This window comes from Dactylosporangium sp. NPDC050588 (assembly GCF_040654975.1).
GTDB lineage: Bacteria > Actinomycetota > Actinomycetes > Mycobacteriales > Micromonosporaceae > Dactylosporangium > Dactylosporangium maewongense.
Window position 1 is genome coordinate 131,125 of sequence record NZ_JBFAJA010000008.1, and the last position, 20,012, is coordinate 151,136.

Here is a 20,012-nt window from a genome sequence, read left to right on the forward strand (position 1 = left end):
TCAGGCCGCTTTCTGGCCCCACTCCTGGATGTTGTACGTCGGGCTCCACTGCGTCGCGTTGTCCCGGATGTTGACGTAGTCCGAGTAGGTGAACGTCAGCGTGGGCTTCTGCGCGATCGGGAGGACATAGGCCTCCTTCGACAGGATCTCGTCGCCCTGGTTGATCAGCTCGGCGGCCTTCTTCGGGTCGAGCGAGCGGGCACCCTCGTTGGTCAGCTTGTCGACCTCGGCGTTGGAGTAGCTGCCGTAGTTGCCGCCGTTGCCGGTGACCCAGTTCTGCTCGGCCGCGCCCTGGTACAGCGGGCTGCCGACCCAGGCGAAGATGATCATGTCGTAGTCGGCGCTGGAGAGGGTCTTGCCCAGCGTCTCGGTGACCTCGATCTTGATGTCCAGGCCGATGTTCTTCAGGGCCGCCTGGACCAGCTCACCGGTCGTGGCGCGCAGCTGGTTGCCCTTGGTGTGGCGGAAGCGCAGCGGCGGCACGGCCTCGCCGGACTTCGTGATGAGCTTGCCGCCCTCGATCTTGTAGCCGGCGTCGGTCAGGATCTTCTTGGCCTTCTCGACGTCACCGGAGCCCTGACCCGTGGGGGTCACGACGTCCTTGTAGTTCGGGTCGCCGGGGAAGAAGTTGTGGCTGCCGAGCGGCTTCGCGGCCTTGTCGAACACACCGTAGGTCTTGTCGATGACCGACTTGACGTTGATCGCGGTGAAGATCGCCTGGCGCAGCGCGAGGTCGGACAGGTACTTGTTCTTCAGGTTCAGGTCCAGGTGCTCCCACTGGTACCCGTGGCCGATGCGGTAGATGACACCGGGCGTCTCGGCCGCGCCGTTCACCAGAGCCGCGTTCGGCTGCGGCGACATGCCGGTGATCTCCTTGTTCTTCAGGGCCGGGATGACGCTGCCCTGGTCGATCACGAACTTGAAGACGACCTTGTCCAGGGACGGCTTGACCTTGCCGTACCACTTGTCGTTCTTCTTGAGCACCAGCGACTGGTCCTTGTTGAACGTGTCGATGACCAGCGGGCCGCCGGACCAGGTCGGCACGGTCTCGCTGAACCAGTTGGCGGCGCTGTTGACGCCCTCGGGCTTGTTCAGGTCGAAGCCCTGCTTGGTCGCGAGGTGGGCCGGGTAGAGGCCGTCGGTGGAGTAGAGGCCCTTCCAGTCGGCGTAGGTCTTGCCGTCGTCGAAGGTCACCGTCACGGTCTTGCCGTTGTCGGAGCCGACGATGCTCTTGATCAGGTCATAGCCGGAGGTGCTGGCGGGCGTGCACTCCGAGCAGTGCTCCTTCTTCCCGGAGTTCTGCTTCCAGCCGAAGATGAAGTCGTCGGCGCTGATCGCGGTGCCGTCGTTCCAGACCGCGTCGGCCTTGATCTTGTAGACCACGGTCTGCGGGTTCTGGTTGGTGAGCTCGGCCGAGGTCATGAGGTCGGCGTTGAGGGTGAGCTGGCCGCTCGGGTCGGACTTGTAGACCTGCGGGATGACACCCGACAGCGCCTGCGAGGCGACGAGCGTGTTGCCCTCTTCAGTGGTGATGTTCCAGCTGGTGAAGCTCTGCTCGAGGCCGAAGATGTATTCACCGCCCGGCTTGGTGTTGCCGCTGTTGCAGGTGTTCGGGCTCTTCTCGCAGTCGGCGAAGCCGGCGTTGGACGTCGGCGTCTCCTTCTTGGTGTCACTCCCGCCACCGCAGGCGGTCAACGTGAGCAGCGAAGCCGCCGCGACCGCGACGAGGCTGGTGAGCCCCTTCGATCTCGTGCGCATGGTCTCCTCCAGTCAGGAACGACAGCCCTGGCCACGATGAGTCCGCGGTCGCGGGCACGACCGTGGGCCAACCAGGCTGCGTTGTGGTGCCTAAAGGAAACGACGCGATGGGCAACCTGCATAGAGGATGTAGAGATTCGTAACTGTCCCGTTATGCGGACTGTTGGCCGACCATTTGCCCAACGAAATGGACGTTCTGAAGTGCGGTTGTTACAGATGGTGAAAGTAGATCTTGCTGACTTGCGCCCGAAATATCCGAGAAACATGCCTTCGAATCAGTCGAAACTACGCGAAGAGCGCCCGACCCCAGAAGTCGTCGGCGGCACGGATGCCGGGAGGGCAGGCGAACAAACCACTTGACACATGGCGGATGTACTCGTTGAGCGCGTCCTGCCGGGCGAGCCGGGTCTGCATCGGCACGAACTGCCGGCGCGGATCCCGCTGGTAGGCGATGAAGAACAGCCCTGCGTCGAGGCGGCCGAGCCCGTCCGATCCATCGACGAAGTTGTACCCGCGCCGCAGCAGCCGCGCGCCCTCGTTGGCGTCGGGGTGCGCGAGCCGCACGTGCGCGTCCGCGGCGATGGCCGGCCCGCCGTCCGCGCCCTTCGCGTCGAACTTCGGCAGGTCGAACTCGGCCTTGCCGCCCAGCGGCGCGCCCTCGCCCTTGTCCCGGCCGATGATCGCCTCCTGCTCGCCGAGCGACGTGCGGTCCCACGTCTCGATGAGCATCCGGATCTTGCGGGTGACGACGTAGGAGCCGCCGGTCATCCACTCCGCGCCGTCGCCCGGCTGCACCCACAGCTGCTCCTTGAGCAGCTGGGTGTCCTCGGCCTTCAGGTTGGCGGTGCCGTCCTTGAACCCGAACAGGTTGCGCGCGGTGACCTGGCCGCGGGAGGTCGACGAGGTGCGGCCGAAGCCCAGCTGCGTCCAGCGGACGCTGACCACCCCGAAGCCGATGCGGGCGAGGTTGCGCACGGCGTGCACCGCCACCTGCGGGTCGTGCGCGCACGCCTGGATGCAGATGTCGCCGCCGGAGATCTCCGGCTTGAGCGTGTCCTTGGCGAAGCGCGGCAGGTCGGCGAGGGCCGCCGGCCGCTTGTCGGCGATGCCGAAACGGTCCTTGCCGTCGGCGGTGCGGAACAGCGTCGGCCCGAAGCCGATCGTGATCGTCAGGCCCGACGGCGGCAGGCCGATCGCCTCGCCCGTGTCGTCCGGGGCGGCCTCCGGGGCGCCGGCGACCGCGCCGATGCTGCCGGCGTCGCGGCCCGCGGTCATCCGCGCCGCCGCCATCGTCCACTTCTCCAGCAGCTCGACGAGGTCCGCCTTCTTGTCGGTGATGACGTCGAAGGCGACGAAGTGCAGGCGGTCCTGGGCCGGCGTGACGATGCCGGCCTGGTGCTCGCCGTAGAACGGGATCGCCGCACCCGCGTCGGAGGCCTGGGCCGGGTGGGTGGCGCCGTCGATCAGCGTCACCCCCGCCACGCCCCCTGCCGCGGCGCCCACGACGCCCGCACCGGTGAGCCCGAGCATCTTGCGGCGATCCATCGCTCTTCCTTTCGCGTTGGCTGCGTCGGTACGGCCTGCCGCCGCGCTACTTGGCGGCGACCAGCGGGGCGACCTTGCTGATCGGCTCGGCGAGGGCGTTGATCGCGTCGCCGAGCTGCTTGAGCTCGGTCTCGGACAGCTCGTTGTGCAGCTTCCAGCCGTCGCCCTTGCGGTGCTTGTCGAGCTCGGCCTGCGCCGCGGCGAACTTGTCCTCGAGCGTCTTGGCGAGGGCGGCGTCCTTCTCCTCGATCATCGGGCGGAGCGCGGCGATCGCGGCGCGCGAGCCTTCGAGGTTGGCGGCGAAGTCCCACAGGTCCGTGTGCGAGAAGATGTCCTCCTCGCCGGTGATCTTGCCGGTGGCGACCTCGTCGAGCAGCTCCTTGGCACCGTTGGCCAGGTTCAGCGGCGACAGCTGCACGCTGTTGGCCTTCTCCACGATCGTCTTGACGTCGGCGAGCAGCTTGTCGGCGGTCGGGCCGGACTTGCTGACGTCCTTGGTGACCCAGAGGTCCTTCTCGATCTTGTGGAAGCCGGTCCACTCCTGGCCGGCCTCCAGGTCCGCCTCGCGGGCGTCGATCGCCGGGTCGAGGTCGCCGAAGCTCTCCGCCACGGGCTCGATGCGCTCCCAGTACGTGCGGGCGATCGGGAAGAGCGCCTTGGCCTTCTCCATGTCGCCGGCCTTGACCGCGTCGACGAACTCGGTGGTCTTGTCGATCAGCGCGCCGGTCTGGCTCTTCACGTAGCGCTGGTAGTCCTGCGTCGCCTGGGCGAGCTTCGCGTCGTCGGTGAGCGGCTTGGCGTCGCCGGTGGCCTTGAAGCCGCCACGGATGCCCTTGCCGGCCATGCCGGGCTTGCAGGCCGTCTCGTACGTGCCGGCGGGCAGCTCGACGATGAGCTCGCGGCTCAGCCCGGGCGCCACGTTCTCGACCTCGCCCATGATCCGGTCGCCGGCGGCGAAGACGTAGAACTCGGTGACCTTGGCGCCCTTGTTGCTGACCGTGAACGTCACCGGCCCGGACGTGACCTCGGTCTTGGAGACCTTGCACTCGGTGTCGGTCGCGGTGACGGCGATCTTGCCGTTGCCGGCCTCGCCACCGGCCTTGGCGCCGTCCTTGCTGTCGCCGCAACCGGCGAGGCTCAGCGCCGCGGCAGCGCCCGCGCTCACCGCGATCAGGGCTGATTTACGCATGGTTCTCCTACGGAAGTGAGGGTGCGGGCGTTCAGACGGCGGTGGAGACCGGCGCCGGCGCCGGCTTCGGGGTCTTCTTCAGCAGCGGCAGCAGGAACAGGAAGAGGACCGGGATGCCATAGGCGAGCCAGGCGACCGTCTCCAGCACCGTCGGCTGCGGCGTGATGTTGAACATGCCGCGGAGCAGCTCGGCGTACCAGGCGTCGGGCGGCAGCGCGCCGGTCACGTCGTACGCGTGCGTGTTGATCCCCGGCAGGACACCGCTCTCCTGCAGGTCGTGCACCCCGTACTTGAAGATCCCGGCGGCGACGAGGACGAGCAGCGCGCCGGTCCAGGTGAAGAAGCGGGTCAGGTTGATGCGGACGGCGCTGACGTACAGCAGCCAGCCGAGCACGACCGAGGTGAGCAGGCCGAGGCTGATGCCGATCAGCGGCTCGGCGGAGTCCTGCGTGCCCTGGGCTGCGGCGTAGAACAGGATCGAGGTCTCCAGGCCCTCACGGACCACGGCGAGGAAGGCCATGCCGGCGATCGCCCACGCGCCGACCTGGATCGCCTCCTCGAGCCGCCCGCGCAGCTCGGCGGCCATCCGGCGGGCCATCCGGCGCATCCAGAAGATCATCCAGGTCACGAAGACCACGGCGGCGAACGACGCGCACGCCTCGAACAGCTCCTGCTGCTCGAAGCTCAGGGTCGCCGCGCCCGCCTCGAGGAGGGCGGCGAAGCCGATGGAGAGCAGCGCGGCGGCGGCCACCCCGGCCCACACGAACTTCAGCAGGGGCTTGCGCTCGCTCTTGACCAGGAAGGCGACGAGAATGGAGACCACCAGGGTGATCTCAAGCCCTTCACGCAGGCCGATCAGGTAGATGGCGGTCATTCGGGGCTCCGCAGGTTAGCCGAACCTTACTTAGGTCAGCGTTACCTTACCGGCGGGGCCCCGGTTCTACAAGTTGTAGAAGCGCGAGGGCCCGGCCGTGTGAACGGCCGGGCCCTCTGGTGTCTCGCCGGCGCCTTGGCGCCTGCTTCGTGGTGCTGGCGGCTCAGTAGCGGTAGTGCTCGGGCTTGTAGGGGCCCTCGACCGGGATACCGAGGTACTCGGCCTGCTTCTTGGACAGCTCGGTGAGCTTGACGCCGAGGGCGTCCAGGTGCAGCCGGGCGACCTTCTCGTCGAGGTGCTTGGGCAGCGTGTAGACGCCGACCGGGTAGTCCTCGAGCTTGGTGAACAGCTCGATCTGCGCGATGACCTGGTTGGTGAAGCTGTTGGACATCACGAAGCTCGGGTGGCCGGTCGCGTTGCCCAGGTTGAGCAGGCGGCCCTCCGACAGCACGATGATCGAGTGGCCGTCGTCGAACTTCCACTCGTCGACCTGCGGCTTGATGTTGATCCGCTTGACGTCGGAGCGCTTGGTCAGGCCGGCCATGTCGATCTCGTTGTCGAAGTGGCCGATGTTGCCGACGATCGCCTGGTGCTTCATCTGCGCCATGTGGTCGGCGGTCAGCACGTCGAGGCAGCCGGTCGCGGTGATGAAGATGTCCGCGGTGGAGACGACGTCCTCGATGGTGGCGACCTGGTAGCCGTCCATGGCGGCCTGCAGCGCGCAGATCGGGTCGACCTCGGTGACGATGACGCGGGCGCCCTGGCCGCGCAGCGACTCCGCGCAGCCCTTGCCGACGTCGCCGTAGCCGAACACGACCGCGACCTTGCCGCCGATCAGCACGTCGGTGGCCCGGTTGATGCCGTCGATGAGCGAGTGGCGGCAGCCGTACTTGTTGTCGAACTTCGACTTGGTGACCGAGTCGTTGACGTTGATCGCCGGGAAGAGCAGCTTGCCCTGCTGGTGCATCTCGTAGAGCCGGTGCACGCCGGTGGTGGTCTCCTCGGTCACGCCCTTGATGCCGGCGGCGACCTTGGACCAGCGGCCCTTGTCCTCGCTCAGCGAGGTGTGCAGCAGCTGGAGGATGACCGCGTACTCCTCCGAGTCGGCGGTGTCGACCGCCGGGACCGCGCCGATGCCCTCGAACTCGGCACCCTTGTGCACGAGCAGCGTGGCGTCACCGCCGTCGTCGAGGATCATGTTGGGCGCCTCGCCGTCCGGCCACAGCAGGACCTGCTCGGTGCACCACCAGTACTCCTCCAGGGTCTCGCCCTTCCAGGCGTAGACCGGGATGCCGGACGGGTTCTCCGGCGTGCCCTCCGGGCCGACCGCGATCGCGGCGGCGGCGTGGTCCTGCGTCGAGAAGATGTTGCAGCTGGCCCAGCGCACCTGCGCGCCGAGCGCGGCGAGGGTCTCGATCAGCACCGCGGTCTGGATCGTCATGTGCAGCGAACCGGTGATCCGCGCGCCCCGCAGCGGCTGCGACGCGGCGAACTCACGGCGGATCGCCATCAGGCCGGGCATCTCGTGCTCGGCGAGCTGGATCTCCTTGCGCCCGAAGGCCGCGAGGGAGAGGTCGGCAACCTTGAAGTCACCCTCGGCCACGGTCTTCGGGCGGTCGCCCTGGGCGATCCGCGGCGGCAGCGTGCTGGTCATGCAGTCTCCTGGTCTGTGGGCCGGATCTGGATCTGGGCCCGAGTGCGAGCCGCGCTGATCGACCAGTCGCGGCCAGGCCCAAAGCGGCGCGACTCTTACGGTACGCGGCATGGCACTAGTGATGACCACCGGCCTTTGGACAGCGCACGGGGCGGTGAGATCACTCTCACCGCCCCGTGCTTCCCCCCGGTTTGGCTCTCCCGCGTGAGGCTCAGACTCAACGTCGAACCCTGCGTAGTCAGAACACTACCCTGCGCAGTCGTAATGTCAAGGCAAATACGGACAAGATGCCGCGTTTTGGGTTGCGGCCTTTACGGGGTGGCGGCCTGGAAGACGTCGCCCTCGCCGCTGATCGCCAGCTCCCCCCGGGACGCGGGGGCGAAGGCCGCCTGCCCGGCTTCGAGGGTGACCGGCACCACGCCGTCGTCGACCCGGACGCCACCGCGCACGCAGAGCACGATCCGCGGGCCGCCACCGGGCAGCCGGACCGCCGGGGTCCCACCGTCCAGGACCGCCCGGTGCAGGGTGAAGTCGCCGACCGGCACCGGCCAGGTCACGAGACCCGGCCCGACCTGCGTGGGACGCGTGACGGGATCGTCGAGCACCTCGAAGCGCAGCACCCGCAGCAGCTCCTCGACGTCGACGTGCTTCGGGGTCAGGCCGCCCCGCAGCACGTTGTCGGAGGCGGCCATGATCTCCACGCCGACGCCCCGCAGGTAGGCGTGCAGGTTGCCCGCGGGCATCCAGACCGCCTCGCCGGGGTGCAGCCGGACCCGGTTGAGCAGCATCGCGACGATGACGCCGGCGTCCCCCGGGTACTGCTCGGCGAGCTCCACGGCCAGGGTGTAGGGCCCGCCGCGGCCGGCGCACGCCGCCACGACCTCGTCCACCAGCGCCGCGTCGGGCTTGGCCAGCAGGCCGCGCACCGCGTCGTGCAGGGCGGCGGCCTTGTCGTGCTGGCGCAGCGCGCCGACGGTCTCCTCCAGCCCCGCGACACCGAGCGCGGCCAGGTCGGCGGCCGTGACCGCCGGGTCCCGGAAGCCGCACAGCGCGTCGAACTCGGTGAGCGCGACCAGCATCTCCGGCTTGTGCCACGCGTCCACGTAGGACGGGTGGCCCGCCGCGTGCGCCTCCCGGGCCTGGGCGAGCGTCGGGTGCGCCTGCAGCGACAGCGGCTGGGCCGCCGCGAGGATCTTCAGCAGGAAGGGCAGCCGGGCCCCGAAGCGCTCGACCCCGGCCGCGCCGAGCAGGCCGGCCGGGTCCGCGGCGATCGCGTCGGTGAGGGTCGTGCCGCTCACCGCGAGGCGGGACGGGCTCGCGGGGTGCGCGCCCATCCACAGCTCCGCCTCCGGCTCTGCCGTCGGCGCGGGGCGCCCCTGCAGCGTGGCGATCGCGGTCTGCGACCCCCACGCGTACTTGCGGATCGGACTGTCGAGCAGCTCCACGCTAGTGCGCCTCCGCGGTGTCCGGCAGGTCCGTCTTCGCGGGCTTACCTGCCTGGTAGATGTCGGGCTCCAGGTAGATCATCCGGGCGATCGGGACCGCCGCCCGGATCCGGGCCTCGGCCGCGTCGATGCCACGGGCGACCTCGCCCGCGGTCTCGTCGTGCCGGACCGCGATCTTCGCCGCGACCAGCAGCTCGTCGGGGCCCAGGTGGACGGTGCGCATGTGGATCAGCGACTCGACCTCGGGACCGGCGACGATCGCCGCCTTGATCTGCGCGATCTGCTCCGGGGTCGCGGCCTCGCCGACGAGCAGGCCCTTCATCTCCACGGCGAGAATCGCGGCGACCACGATCAGCAGGACGCCGATGGCGGCCGTGCCGATGCCGTCCCAGATGCCGTCACCGGTGATCAGCGTCAGCCCGACGCCGAACAGCGCGAGGACCAGGCCGACGAGGGCGGCGAGGTCCTCGAGCAGGATGACCGGCAGCTCCGGCTGCTTCGCCCGGCGGATGAACTGCCACCAGGTGGCGTCGCCCTTGATCTTCTGGGTCTCCTGGATGGCGGTGCGGAAGGACAGGCTCTCCATGACGATCGCGGCGACCAGCACGGCGACCGGGACCCACTGCCACTTGTCGATCGGCTCCGGGTGGCCGATCTTGTGCCAGGCCTCGTACAGCGCGAAGATGCCGCCGACGAAGAACAGCACGACCGCGACGACGAACGCGTAGACATAGCGCTCGCGGCCGTAGCCGAACGGGTGCTCGGCGTCGGCCCGCCGCTTGGACTGCCGGCCACCGAAGAGCAGCAGCCCCTGGTTGCCGGAGTCGGCGACGGAGTGGATCGACTCGGCGAGCATCGACGACGAGCCGGTGAGCAGGAACGCCACGAACTTGGTGACAGCGATGCCGAGGTTCGCGAACAGGGCCGCGACAACGGCCTTCGTCCCACCCTCTGTGCTCATGGACTGACCAGCTCCTTCATCTCCGAGACCGCGGGCACGGCCATCGGGTCGAAGCCGTGCGCGAGTCCAAGATAGATCGAAGCGAAGTCGGGCACCGCGACGAGAGACGCAAGTCGCTCCAGGGCCGAGCCGCCCTCGGCGGTGATCAGGCTCACCCGCACGCCGCGGCGCTCCGCGAGCTGCTGGACCGCGTCGGCGCGCTTCTCCTCGACGGCCGAGGGCTCGCCGTCGGCCTCCTCCTCGTCCGCCGAGAGGCCGCCGTCGCGCAGCAGCACCAGCCGCAGCCGGGTCACCGACTCGTCCTCGTCGGACGGGTCGGCGAAGATGTCGCGGCCCGCCTCGGCCAGCCCGCCGTAGACGCCGTCGAGCAGGCCGACCCTGCCGCGGCCCGCCTCGCCGAGGGCGCCGGCGACTGCCGGGTAGCGGGCGTTGGCGGCGAGCGTGTCGCCGAAGCGCCGGGCCGCGACGTTCGCCAGCGGCGAGGAGCCCCACACGATCGGCACGGACCGGGCCAGGTCGAGCGCGAGGCTCTTGCCCGGGTTGACGAACAACTCGAGGGTCATCCGGCACCGGTCGGCGTCGGCGTCGAGCCGGGCGGCGGTCTCCGCGAAGTCCGCCTCGTTGACCTTGACCAGGCCGAGCTGCCGGCCGGCGAGCAGCACCGGCACGGCCAGGCCCCACAGGCTGGCGCGGGCCGGGGCGCGGCGCGGCACCGGGATGAACGGCGCCCGGAACCGGTCGGCGAGCGCGTGCAGCTGCGTGTCGGGGGCGCCGATCGCGACGAGCCGGGCGCCGCGGCGGCCGGCGGCCTCGGCGGCCGCGAGGGCCTCCGGGGAGCGGCCCGACGCGGACACGGCGATGACGACGTCGGCGGCGCCGACCCAGCCGGGGATGCCGGCGCTGCGGTGCGCGAGGACCGGCACCGGGCAGCGGGGGCCCGCGACCGTCTCCAGGATGTCGCCGGTGCGGGCGGCGGTGCCGACCCCGGCGACGACGACCGCCCGGGGGCGGCCCTCGTCGGCCAGGGCGCTCAGGTCGGTCTCCGCGGCGAGCGCCGCCGACTCGCGGACCTGGGCGCCGGCCGACGCGGTGGCGCGCAGCATGCCGCCCGGGTCGTTGCGCTCCAGCGCGGCGGCGTCGTCGAGCAGCGACAGGTCGATCTCGCGATGGCCGCGGACGCCCGCGGTGCCCTCGAGCGGGTTCACGCGGCGCCGCCTTCGGTGAGCGGGGACTCGCCGCCGGCGACGGGAGCGCTGTCACCGGAGACGGGAGCGCTGCCGCCGCCCTCGGGAAGCCGGGCCTCGTCGAGCAGGAGGACGGGGATGCCGTCCCGGATCTCGAAGATCCGGCCGCAGGACGTGCAGGTCAGCGTCTGCGCCTCCGCGTCGAGCGTGAGCTCGGCGTGGTGCTCGTCTGGGCAGCGCAGGATGGACAGCAGGGCGGGGTCGACGGACACGTCTGATCCAACTCCTTCTAGCAGCGTTCGTCAGCGGCGGATGACAGCCAGCATTTCATCGCGCAGGGCTGCCATCCGCTCGGCGGTCGGCGCCTCAACGTTAAGCCGCAGGAGAGGCTCCGTGTTGGACGGGCGCACGCTGACCCAGCTGCCGTCGGGGAAGTCCAGCGTGATCCCGTCGAGGTGGTCGACCGGGACCGGATACGCGGCCTGGATCTCGGCGAGCTTCGCGGCCGGGTCGGCGACCGTGGAGTTGATCTCCCCGGAGTCCGCGTAGCGGACGTAGTCCTTGGTCAGCGCCGACAGCGGGGCGCCCTGCCCGCCGAGCATCGCGAGCGTGTGCATCGCGGCGAGCATGCCGGTGTCGGCGCCCCAGAAGTCGCGGAAGTAGTAGTGCGCGGAGTGCTCGCCGCCGAACACGGCGCCGGTCGTGGCCATCTCGGCCTTGATGAACGAGTGCCCGACGCGGGTGCGCACCGGGGTGCCACCGTGCTCGCGCACGATCTCCGGCACGGCCCGGGAGGTGATGAGATTGTGGATGATCGTGGCGCCGGGGGTCTTCGCCAGCTCGCGGACCGCCACCATCGACGTGATCGTCGAGGGCGAGACGGCCTCGCCGCGCTCGTCGACGACGAAGCAGCGGTCGGCGTCGCCGTCGAAGGCCAGGCCCAGGTCGGCGCCGGTCTCGCGGACCTTTGCCTGCAGGTCCACCAGGTTGGCCGGCTCCAGCGGGTTGGCCTCGTGGTTGGGGAACGAGCCGTCCAGCTCGAAGTACAGCGGGATGATCGTCAGCGGCAGGCCGTCGCCGAGCACCGCCGGCACCGTGTAGCCGCCCATGCCGTTGCCCGCGTCGACGACGACGGTGAGCGGGCGGATGCCGCTCAGGTCGACCAGGCCGCGCAGGTACGCCGCGTAGGCGGTCAGCATGCCGCGCTGCTCGATCCCGCCCTCGCGCCCGCCGGCCGGCGGCTCCCCGCGGCCTTCCAGGATCGCCTGGGCCCGCTCGCGGATCTCGGCGAGGCCCGAGTCCTGCCCGACGGGCTTCGCCCCCTGCTTGCACAGCTTGATGCCGTTGTACTGGGCGGGATTGTGACTCGCCGTGAACATGGCACCGGGGAGGTCGAGCGTGCCGGAGGCGAAGTACAGCAGGTCCGTGGAGCCCAGCCCCGCCTCGACGACGTCGGCGCCCTCCGCCCGTACACCCGCCGCGAACGCCGACGCGAGCGCCGGACCCGACTCGCGCATGTCGTGCGCCGTCACGACGCGCTCCGCGAACTCTCCCCGGCTGCGCAGCGTCTGGACGAACGCGCGGCCGAGGGCCTCCGCGACCGGCTCGTCGAGCTGGTCGGGCACCGTCCCCCGCACGTCGTAGGCCTTGACGATCCGGCTCAGGTCGATCACAGTCCGTGCTCCTGTCGTGGGCGCTGGTCCTACCGCGAAGCCTAGTGCCGCGAGGTTCCGCACACGTGTCAGTCCGGGGTTGCCGGTGTTAGTTCATGTCGCCGGTGTGGTACAGGGGGATACGTGGCCGAGGAAGGTAACTCCATCAGGGCGATCATCGCCGCGTTCGCCGCCAACCTCGGCATCGCCGTCAGCAAGTTCGTCGCGTTCCTCTTCACGGGGTCCTCGGCGATGCTGGCCGAGGCCGTGCACTCGGTGGCGGACACCACCAACCAGTTGCTGCTGCTCATCGGCGGCCGGCGCGCCAAGCGGGAGGCCTCGCCGCTGCACCCGTTCGGCTACCAGCGCTTCCGCTACTTCTACGGGTTCCTCGTGACGCTCATCATCTTCCTGGTCGGCGGCGTCTTCGCGCTGTTCGAGGGGTACGAGAAGCTGCACTCCCCCGAGCCGGTCGAGTCGCCGGTGTGGGCGTTCGCCGTGCTCGGCGTGTCGATCGCGCTGGAGTCCTTCTCGCTGCGGACGGCGGTGCACGAGGCGCAGCCCGAGCGGCGCGGGCTGCCGTGGCTGCGGTTCATCCGGACCACCCGCTCGCCGGAGCTGCCGGTGGTGCTCGCCGAGGACTTCGGCGCGCTGACCGGCCTGTTCTTCGCCGCGGTCGGCATCACCCTCGCCGTCGTCACCGGCGACGGCCGGTGGGACGCGGTCGGGACGATCGCGATCGGCATCCTGCTGGTCATCATCTCGATCACCCTGTCGATGCGGATGCGCAGCCTGCTGATCGGCGAGTCCGCCGACCAGGAGACGCTGCGGCGCATCGAGGCGGCCGTCGAGCCGTTCGTCGATCGGCTGATCCACCTGCGCACCATGCATCTCGGCCCCGACCAGCTGCTGATCGCCGCCAAGGTCGCGTTCAGACCGGACGAGACGGTGGCGCACGCCGCGGAGGCGATCAACCGGGCCGAGGCGCGCATCCGCGAGGACCTCGACGACGAGTGCTTCATCTTCCTGGAGCCCGACGTCTGGGACCAGCGCCTGCACGAGACGCAGGCCAAGCCGCCGGGCTCCGCGGCTCCTACAGCTGCAGACCCGTCAGCACCATGACGCGGTCCTCGGTGTAGTCGGTCATGGCGCTGGCGAGGCCTTCGCGCCCGACGCCGCTGGCCTTGGCACCACCGTAGGGCATCTGGTCGGCGCGGTAGCTGGGGACGTCGCCGACGACGATGCCGCCGACGTCGAGGACCCGGTGGGCCTCGAAGGCGCGGTCGAGACGGCGGGTGAAGACGCCGGCCTGCAGCCCGTACTGCGAGTCGTTGACGGCGGCGAGCCCGGTCTCGTCGGACTCGACCCGCTCCAGCACGAGGACGGGGCCGAAGACCTCCTCGCAGGCGACCTTCGCGTCGCGGGGCACGCCGGTCAGGACCGTCGGGGCGTAGTTGGCGCCGTCGCGGGTGCCGCCGGTGAGCAGCTTCGCGCCCGCCGCGACGGCCTCGCCGACCCAGGACTCCACCCGCTCGGCGGCGGCCTCGCTGATCAGCGGGCCGACGTCGGTGGCGTCCTCCCACGGCGAGCCGGTCACCTGCGCCTCGACCGCCGCGACCAGGCGCTCGGTGAGCGCGTCGAAGTGCCGGTCGTGGACATACACCCGCTGCACCGCGATGCAGCTCTGCCCGGCCTGGTAGTTGGAGAACGTCGCGACGCGGGTCGCGGCCCAGTCGAGGTCGTCCCAGTCCTCGCAGACCAGGACCGCGGCGTTGCCGCCGAGCTCGAGCGTGACGTGCTTGCGGGGCACGGCCTCGCGGATCTGCCAGCCGACCGGGCCGGATCCGGTGAAGGACACCACCGGCAGGCGCGGGTCGGCGACCAGTGCCGGCGCCCGGTCGTTGGGGATCGGCAGGATCGACCACATGCCCTCGGGCAGGTCGGTCTCGGCGAGGATCTCGCCGAGCAGCAGCGCGCTGAGCGGGGTCGCCGGCGCCGGCTTCAGCACGATCGGCGCGCCGACCGCGATCGCCGGGGCGACCTTGTGCGCGACCAGGTTGAGCGGGAAGTTGAACGGAGCGATGCCGAGCACCGGACCCTTCGGCACGCGCTTGACCAGGGCGATCCGGCCGGTCGCGGCGGGGTCGGTGTCGAGTCGCTGCACGGCGCCGGAGAAGCGGCGGGCCTCCTCGGCGGCCCAGCGGAACGTGGACACCGCCCGGCCCACCTCGCCCCGGGACCACTTCAGGGGCTTGCCGTTCTCCCCCGTGATCAGCTGGGCGACCTCCTCGGCGCGCTCCTTCAGCCGGGCGCTCACGTGGTCCAGCGCCGCGGCCCGGACGCTCGCCGGGAGGGCGGCGGCCTTCGCACGGACCGCGTCGGCCGCGGCGACGGCCTCCTCGACCTGCGCCGGGGTGGCGTTGGCGGTGCTGCCGACCACCCGGCCGTCGAACGGGTGACGGATCTCGACGGCGTCGTCGCTGGTCGCCGGTCGGCCGGCGATGAAGAACGGGGTCACACTGAAAGCCTACGCCGCTTCACAGCATGGAAACAGTTGCTCAAGGGGTTGTGCACTGCGGAATCGGTGGAAGGATGTGGCTGCCGGCACTCAAAGGAGTGGACATGACCAAGCAACTGCAGAACTTCATCGACGGCGCCCACGTGGAGCCCGCCGACGGCCGTTATTCGGACCTGATCGACCCCTCGACCGGTGAGGTGTTCGCCTCCGCGCCGGTCTCGGGCGAGGCCGACGTCGACCGCGCGGTGAAGGCGGCCAGCAAGGCGTTCGAGACGTGGCGCGACGCCACGCCCGCGGAGCGGCAGCGGGCGCTGCTGAAGCTCGCCGACGCGATGGAGGACCGCGCGGCCGAGCTCATCGACGCCGAGTGCCAGAACACGGGCAAGCCGCGGGCGCTGACCACCAGCGACGAGCTGCCCCCGGCCGTGGACCAGGTCCGGTTCTTCGCCGGCGCCGCCCGGGTCCTGGAGGGCAAGTCCGCCGGGGAGTACATGAAGGGCCACACCAGCTACGTGCGCCGCGAGCCGATCGGCGTCTGCGCGCAGGTCACCCCGTGGAACTACCCGCTGATGATGGCGATCTGGAAGGTCGCGCCGGCCCTCGCGGCGGGCAACACCGTCGTGCTCAAGCCGTCGGACACCACCCCGGTGTCGACGCTGCTGCTGGCCGAGCTGGCCGCGGAGTTCCTGCCGCCGGGCGTGCTCAACGTGGTCACCGGCGACCGGAACACCGGCCGGGCCCTCGTGTCGCACCCGGTGCCGCAGTTCGTGTCGATCACCGGCTCGGTCCGCGCGGGCCGCGAGGTGGCGGGCTCCGCCGCGCCCATGCTCAAGCGCACCCACCTGGAGCTCGGCGGCAAGGCGCCGGTCGTGGTGTTCGACGACGCCGACCTGGAAGCGGCGGCCGAGGCGATCGCGGTCGCCGGCTACTTCAACGCCGGCCAGGACTGCACCGCCGCGACCCGCGTGCTCGCCGGCGCCGGCATCTACGACGACTTCGTGGCCGCGATCGCCGAGCAGGCCGCAGCGACGAAGACCGGCGCGCCCGACGACGAGGACGTGCTCTACGGCCCGCTCAACAACGCCAACCAGCTGGCCCGGGTCGCCGGCTTCGTCGACCGGCTGCCGGACCACGCGAAGCTCGACGCGGGCGGCGCCCGGGTCGGCGACCGGGGCTACTTCTACTCCCCCACCGTCGTCTCCGGCCTGCGCCAGGACGACGAGATCATCCAGGACGAGGTCTTCGGCCCCGTCATCACCGTGCAGCGCTTCACCGATGAGGACGAGGCGGTCCGCTGGGCCAACGGCGTCGAATACGGGCTGTCGTCGTCGGTGTGGACGAGGGACCACGGCCGGGCGATGCGGATGACCCGCCGGCTCGACTTCGGCTGCGTGTGGGTGAACGCCCACATCCCGATCGTCGCGGAGATGCCGCACGGCGGTTTCAAGTCCTCCGGTTACGGTAAGGACCTGTCCATGTACGGGCTGGAGGACTACACCCGCATCAAGCACGTCATGCACAACATCGAGCTGTGATGACGGCGTCCGGGGAGCTCCACAAGCGCCGCGGCGCCGCGGTCGCCCGCGGCGTCAGCAGCATGATCTCGTCCTATGTGGACCACGCGGCGGGCGGCACGCTGTCCGACGTGGACGGTCGCGAGTGGATCGACATGGCCGCCGGCATCGCCGTCACCAACGTGGGCAACAGCTCGCCGAAGGTCGTCGAGGCGGTGCGGCGCCAGGTCGAGCGCTTCACCCACACCTGCTTCATGATCGCGCCGTACGAGGGCTACGTCGCGGTCTGCGAGCAGCTCAACGCGCTGACCCCGGGCACGTTCGAGAAGCGCTCGGCGCTGTTCAACTCCGGCGCCGAGGCGGTGGAGAACGCGGTGAAGATCGCCCGGCACGCGACCGGGCGGCAGGCGGTCGTGGTGTTCGACCACGCGTACCACGGCCGCACCAACCTCACGATGGCACTGACCGCCAAGGCGATGCCCTACAAGCACGGCTTCGGCCCGTTCGCCGGCGAGATCTACCGCGTGCCGATGTCCTACCCCTTCCGCGACGGCCTCTCCGGCCCCGACGCGGCCGCGCTCGCCACCGGCATGATCGAGAAGCAGGTCGGCGCCGATCAGGTCGCCGCCGTGCTCATCGAGCCGGTCCAGGGTGAGGGCGGCTTCATCGTGCCCGCGCCCGGCTTCCTGCCGGCGGTCGCCGCGTGGGCCCGGTCCGCCGGGGCGCTCTTCGTCGCCGACGAGATCCAGACCGGCTTCTGCCGCACCGGCGAGTGGTTCGCCTCGACCCACGAGGGCCTGGAGCCCGACCTGGTCACCACCGCGAAGGGCATCGCCGGCGGGCTGCCGCTCGCCGCGGTGACCGGCCGGGCCGAGGTGATGGACGCCGTGCACCCCGGCGGTCTGGGCGGCACCTACGGCGGCAACCCCGTCGCCTGCGCGGCCGCCCTGGCCTCGATCGAGACCATGATGGAGCTGGACCTGGCGGCCGCGGCCCGGCGGATCGAGTCGGTCATGCGCCCGCGCCTGGAGTCCCTGGCCGCCGCGCACCCGCACATCGGCGAGGTCCGCGGCCGGGGCGCCATGCTCGCCCTGGAGATCGTCGTGCCGGACTCCTCCGGCCCCGCGGGCCCGACCCCGGACCCGGCGAAGACGGCGGCCATCCAGAAGGCGGCCCACGAGGCGGGCCTGCTCCTGCTCACCTGCGGCACCTACGGCAACGTGATCCGCTTCCTGCCACCCCTGGTCATGGACGACACCACCCTCGGCCGCGCCCTGGACATCCTGGAAGCGGCCCTGTGACCCAGCCCCGGCCGGGGCCCGACATCAGACGAGGTCGTGCCCGGCCGGGGCGGTGTCGAGGACCCAGGCCAGCGGCATGCTCGCCCAGGCCTCGTAGTGGTCGCCGTTGAGGCGGTACATGGTGACGGTCTGCGCGGCGTCCTGGCCGACCACCCAGTACCGCGGGACACCGGCGGCCGCGAACGGCATGTGCCTGCCGGCGGCTCCGGCGCTCATGCTGACAAGTCTAACGGCCTTCAAGAAGGGGCTGGCGCGGGTTCCAGGGGTCGCCGCGGCGGCGCCGGGCGATGGCGGACAGTGCTTCGAGGACGACGCGGTTGGCGAGGTATGCGGTGATCTCGGCGTGGTCGTACGGCGGGGAGACCTCGACGACGTCGATGCCGGCGATCGGGAGCTCGTAGCAGCAGCGGCGGACGGCGTCGAGGAGCTGGCGGGAGGTGAGGCCGCCGGGTTCGGGGGTGCCGGTGCCGGGGGCCATGCCGGGGTCGACCACGTCGACGTCGACGGACAGGAAGACGCCGTCGCAGTCGTCGGTGGCGATCGTGAACGCCTCGGTGAGGCAGTCGTCGAGGCCGCGGGCCACGATCTCCGTCATCTCGTAGGAGCGCATGCGCTGGGCCGCCATCCAGTCCAGCGTGGCCGGGCCCGGCCAGTAGCCGCGCAGGCCCAGCTGCAGGAAGCGGTCGCCGCGGACCGCGCCGGACTCGATGAGGCGGCGCATCGGCTGGCCGTGGCCGACGAGGGAGCCGAACTCGGTGTCGCCGGTGTCGGCGTGCGCGTCGAAGTGCACGAGGGAGACCCGGCCGTAGCCGAGCTGCCGGGCCACGCCGGTGGCGTCGGGCCAGGCGATCGTGTGGTCGCCGCCCAGGACCACCGGGATCGCGCCCGTGGCCGCGACCGCGTGGACCGCGTCCTCCAGCCTCGCGATCGCGCCGGCCGCGTCGCCGGAGAACATCTCGACGTCGCCCGCGTCGTACACCCGCAGATCCCGCAACGGGTCGACACGCAGCGCGAGGGACGGGCGGGAGCCGTCGTGGGCGAGGTAGCAGGCCTGGCGGATGGCGCCCGGGCCGAAGCGGGTCCCGGGCCGGTGCGAGGTGCCGCCGTCGAAGGGTGCGCCGACGACGACCACGTCCGCGTCCGGCGGCAGCGCGTCGAGGTCGCAGGGCGGCACCCCGAGGAACGTGATGTCAGGTCCGTACATAGGACCGTATCGCGTCATTTTTCCTGCATTCCCCACGGCGAGCCGTACTCGGTGAGCAACTCCAGGAACGGCTTCGGCGGCAGCGCCTCCGGCCCGAGCACGCCACGGCCTTCCCAGGCCCCGGACGCCAGGAGCTCCAGGGCCACCACCGGGTTGATCGCCGTCTGCCAGACGACGGCCTGCGAGCCGTACTCGGCCATCGACCAGGCGTTGTCGACCACGTGGTACAGGTAGGTGCTGCGCGGCGCGCCCGACTTGTCCAGGCCGGTGACGAGCGTCCCCGCGCAGGTCTTGCCGCGCATGCGGTCGCCGAGGCCGGCCGGGTCGGGCAGGCAGGCCGCGACCACGTCCCGCGGCGCCACCTCGACGCCGCCGACCCGGACCTTGCGGGTCGAGTCGAGGCCGAGCTTGTGCAGGGTCTTGAGCACGTCGATGAACTCGTCGCCGAGGCCGTACTTGAACGTGACCCGGCGGCAGTCGACCCAGCGCGGGATGAGCAGGACCTCTTCGTGCTCGACGTTGACGCACTCGACCGGGCCGATGCCCTCCGGGAAGTCGAAGACCTCCGGCTCGGAGAAGGGCGCCGTGGTGAACCAGCCGCGGTCGCGTTCCCAGACGACGGGCGGGTTCAGGCACTCCTCGATCGTGGTCCAGATGGAGAACGAGGGCGCGAAGTCGTAGCCGTCGACGACGAGGTTCGCGCCGTCCCGGACGCCGACCTCGTGGACCTCGGAGAAGAGCTCGTCGGCGGCGTACCGGGCGAAGACGTCGGACAGGCCGGGCTCGACGCCGATGCCGACGAGCGCGAGCCGGTCGGCGGCCTCCCACGTCGCGGCGGCGGCGAACTGCTCGTCGCCGAGCTTCACCCCGGTCTGCGCGTACGGCGCGGTGGGGTGCGGTGAGGACAGCGACATCGCCATGTCGAGGTAGTGCGCGCCGGCGGCGAACGCTCCCTCGAAGATCGGCATGACGAACCGCGGGTCGACCGCGTTGAGCACGTGCGTGATCCGATGAGCCCGGCACAGCTCCTCGACGGCCGCCGCCGATGAGGCGTCGATCCGGGCCGCCGTGAAGCGGTCGTCGATCACCGCCGCCTGCGCGCGGGGCAGCGAATAGTCGGCGACGACACAGGTCTCGAAGAACGAGCGGCGGCCGAGAATACGCACGGCGGCGGAGCCGACGCCACCGGCGCCGACGATGAGCAGGCGCATCG

General features: G+C 70.9%; 16 protein-coding genes and 1 pseudogene. 3 read left to right on the forward strand and 14 right to left on the reverse strand.

All coding sequences use genetic code 11. The annotated features are described in order from the left end of the window. From AB0I21_RS07465 to AB0I21_RS07510, 10 genes and pseudogenes are all read right to left on the reverse strand, one after another. On the reverse strand, positions 1–1,758 hold the full coding sequence (locus AB0I21_RS07465) for an ABC transporter family substrate-binding protein (RefSeq protein ID WP_360559554.1): 1,758 nt from the start codon (positions 1,756–1,758) through the stop codon (positions 1–3). A gap of 285 nt (positions 1,759–2,043) precedes the next feature. Next, positions 2,044–3,303 (reverse strand): iron uptake transporter deferrochelatase/peroxidase subunit, encoded by a 1,260-nt coding sequence (gene efeB / locus AB0I21_RS07470; RefSeq protein WP_344501624.1) that lies wholly within the window; start codon positions 3,301–3,303, stop codon positions 2,044–2,046. A 46-nt stretch (positions 3,304–3,349) separates the two neighbouring features. Then, positions 3,350–4,492 carry an iron uptake system protein EfeO gene (gene efeO / locus AB0I21_RS07475; RefSeq protein WP_360559555.1) on the reverse strand — a complete coding sequence of 381 codons (1,143 nt, stop codon included), beginning with the start codon at positions 4,490–4,492 and terminating at the stop codon, positions 3,350–3,352. Between the two features lie 31 nt (positions 4,493–4,523). Beyond that, on the reverse strand, positions 4,524–5,366 hold the full coding sequence (efeU, locus tag AB0I21_RS07480; protein ID WP_360559556.1) for an iron uptake transporter permease EfeU: 843 nt from the start codon (positions 5,364–5,366) through the stop codon (positions 4,524–4,526). Positions 5,367–5,529: 163 nt separating this feature from the next. Beyond that, entirely contained in the window at positions 5,530–7,020 is a 1,491-nt protein-coding gene (gene ahcY / locus AB0I21_RS07485; RefSeq protein WP_360559557.1) for an adenosylhomocysteinase, read from the reverse strand. 311 nt (positions 7,021–7,331) lie between these two features. After that, complete coding sequence (gene manA, locus AB0I21_RS07490; protein WP_360559558.1) at positions 7,332–8,465, reverse strand: mannose-6-phosphate isomerase, class I; 1,134 nt, start codon at positions 8,463–8,465, stop codon at positions 7,332–7,334. Between the two features lies 1 nt (position 8,466). Beyond that, on the reverse strand, positions 8,467–9,426 hold the full coding sequence (locus AB0I21_RS07495) for a cation diffusion facilitator family transporter (protein WP_360559559.1): 960 nt from the start codon (positions 9,424–9,426) through the stop codon (positions 8,467–8,469). Continuing rightward, positions 9,423–10,631, reverse strand: coding sequence for an SIS domain-containing protein (locus tag AB0I21_RS07500; protein WP_360559560.1), 1,209 nt, complete (start codon positions 10,629–10,631; stop codon positions 9,423–9,425). Before AB0I21_RS07500 ends, AB0I21_RS07495 begins: the two co-directional genes overlap by 4 nt. Positions 10,632–10,720: 89 nt before the next feature. Beyond that, positions 10,721–10,882: pseudogene (locus AB0I21_RS07505) on the reverse strand (Trm112 family protein); the annotation flags it as partial. Between the two features lie 30 nt (positions 10,883–10,912). Further along, positions 10,913–12,283, reverse strand: a complete 1,371-nt coding sequence (locus AB0I21_RS07510; protein WP_360559561.1) for a phosphomannomutase/phosphoglucomutase — start codon at positions 12,281–12,283, stop codon at positions 10,913–10,915. Positions 12,284–12,406: 123 nt separating this feature from the next. Between AB0I21_RS07510 and AB0I21_RS07515 the strand changes: the two genes are divergently transcribed. Beyond that, positions 12,407–13,384 (forward strand): cation diffusion facilitator family transporter, encoded by a 978-nt coding sequence (locus AB0I21_RS07515; protein WP_360559562.1) that lies wholly within the window; start codon positions 12,407–12,409, stop codon positions 13,382–13,384. Here the strand turns inward: AB0I21_RS07515 and AB0I21_RS07520 are convergent. Beyond that, positions 13,356–14,780 carry an aldehyde dehydrogenase family protein gene (locus tag AB0I21_RS07520; RefSeq protein WP_360559563.1) on the reverse strand — a complete coding sequence of 475 codons (1,425 nt, stop codon included), beginning with the start codon at positions 14,778–14,780 and terminating at the stop codon, positions 13,356–13,358. The genes AB0I21_RS07515 and AB0I21_RS07520 overlap by 29 nt on opposite strands. A gap of 98 nt (positions 14,781–14,878) precedes the next feature. Between AB0I21_RS07520 and AB0I21_RS07525 the strand changes: the two genes are divergently transcribed. Beyond that, positions 14,879–16,315: a gamma-aminobutyraldehyde dehydrogenase gene (locus AB0I21_RS07525; protein ID WP_360559588.1), complete on the forward strand. Its 1,437-nt coding sequence runs from the start codon at positions 14,879–14,881 to the stop codon at positions 16,313–16,315. Next, the gene (gene gabT, locus AB0I21_RS07530; RefSeq protein WP_360559564.1) at positions 16,315–17,595 is read left to right on the forward strand and encodes a 4-aminobutyrate--2-oxoglutarate transaminase; all 1,281 of its coding nucleotides are present in this window, start codon (positions 16,315–16,317) and stop codon (positions 17,593–17,595) included. Before AB0I21_RS07525 ends, gabT begins: the two co-directional genes overlap by 1 nt. Before the next feature lie 24 nt (positions 17,596–17,619). Here the strand turns inward: gabT and AB0I21_RS07535 are convergent, their stop codons facing one another. The 3 genes from AB0I21_RS07535 to AB0I21_RS07545 are packed head-to-tail and all read right to left on the reverse strand — an operon-like array spanning position 17,620 to position 20,010. Beyond that, positions 17,620–17,811, reverse strand: a complete 192-nt coding sequence (locus AB0I21_RS07535) for a hypothetical protein (RefSeq protein WP_360559565.1) — start codon at positions 17,809–17,811, stop codon at positions 17,620–17,622. A 10-nt stretch (positions 17,812–17,821) separates the two neighbouring features. Continuing rightward, positions 17,822–18,817: an agmatinase gene (gene speB, locus AB0I21_RS07540; protein ID WP_360559566.1), complete on the reverse strand. Its 996-nt coding sequence runs from the start codon at positions 18,815–18,817 to the stop codon at positions 17,822–17,824. Then, the gene (locus AB0I21_RS07545; RefSeq protein ID WP_360559567.1) at positions 18,814–20,010 is read right to left on the reverse strand and encodes a saccharopine dehydrogenase C-terminal domain-containing protein; all 1,197 of its coding nucleotides are present in this window, start codon (positions 20,008–20,010) and stop codon (positions 18,814–18,816) included. The genes speB and AB0I21_RS07545 overlap by 4 nt, the downstream gene beginning before the upstream one ends. Positions 20,011–20,012: the final 2 nt, after the last annotated feature.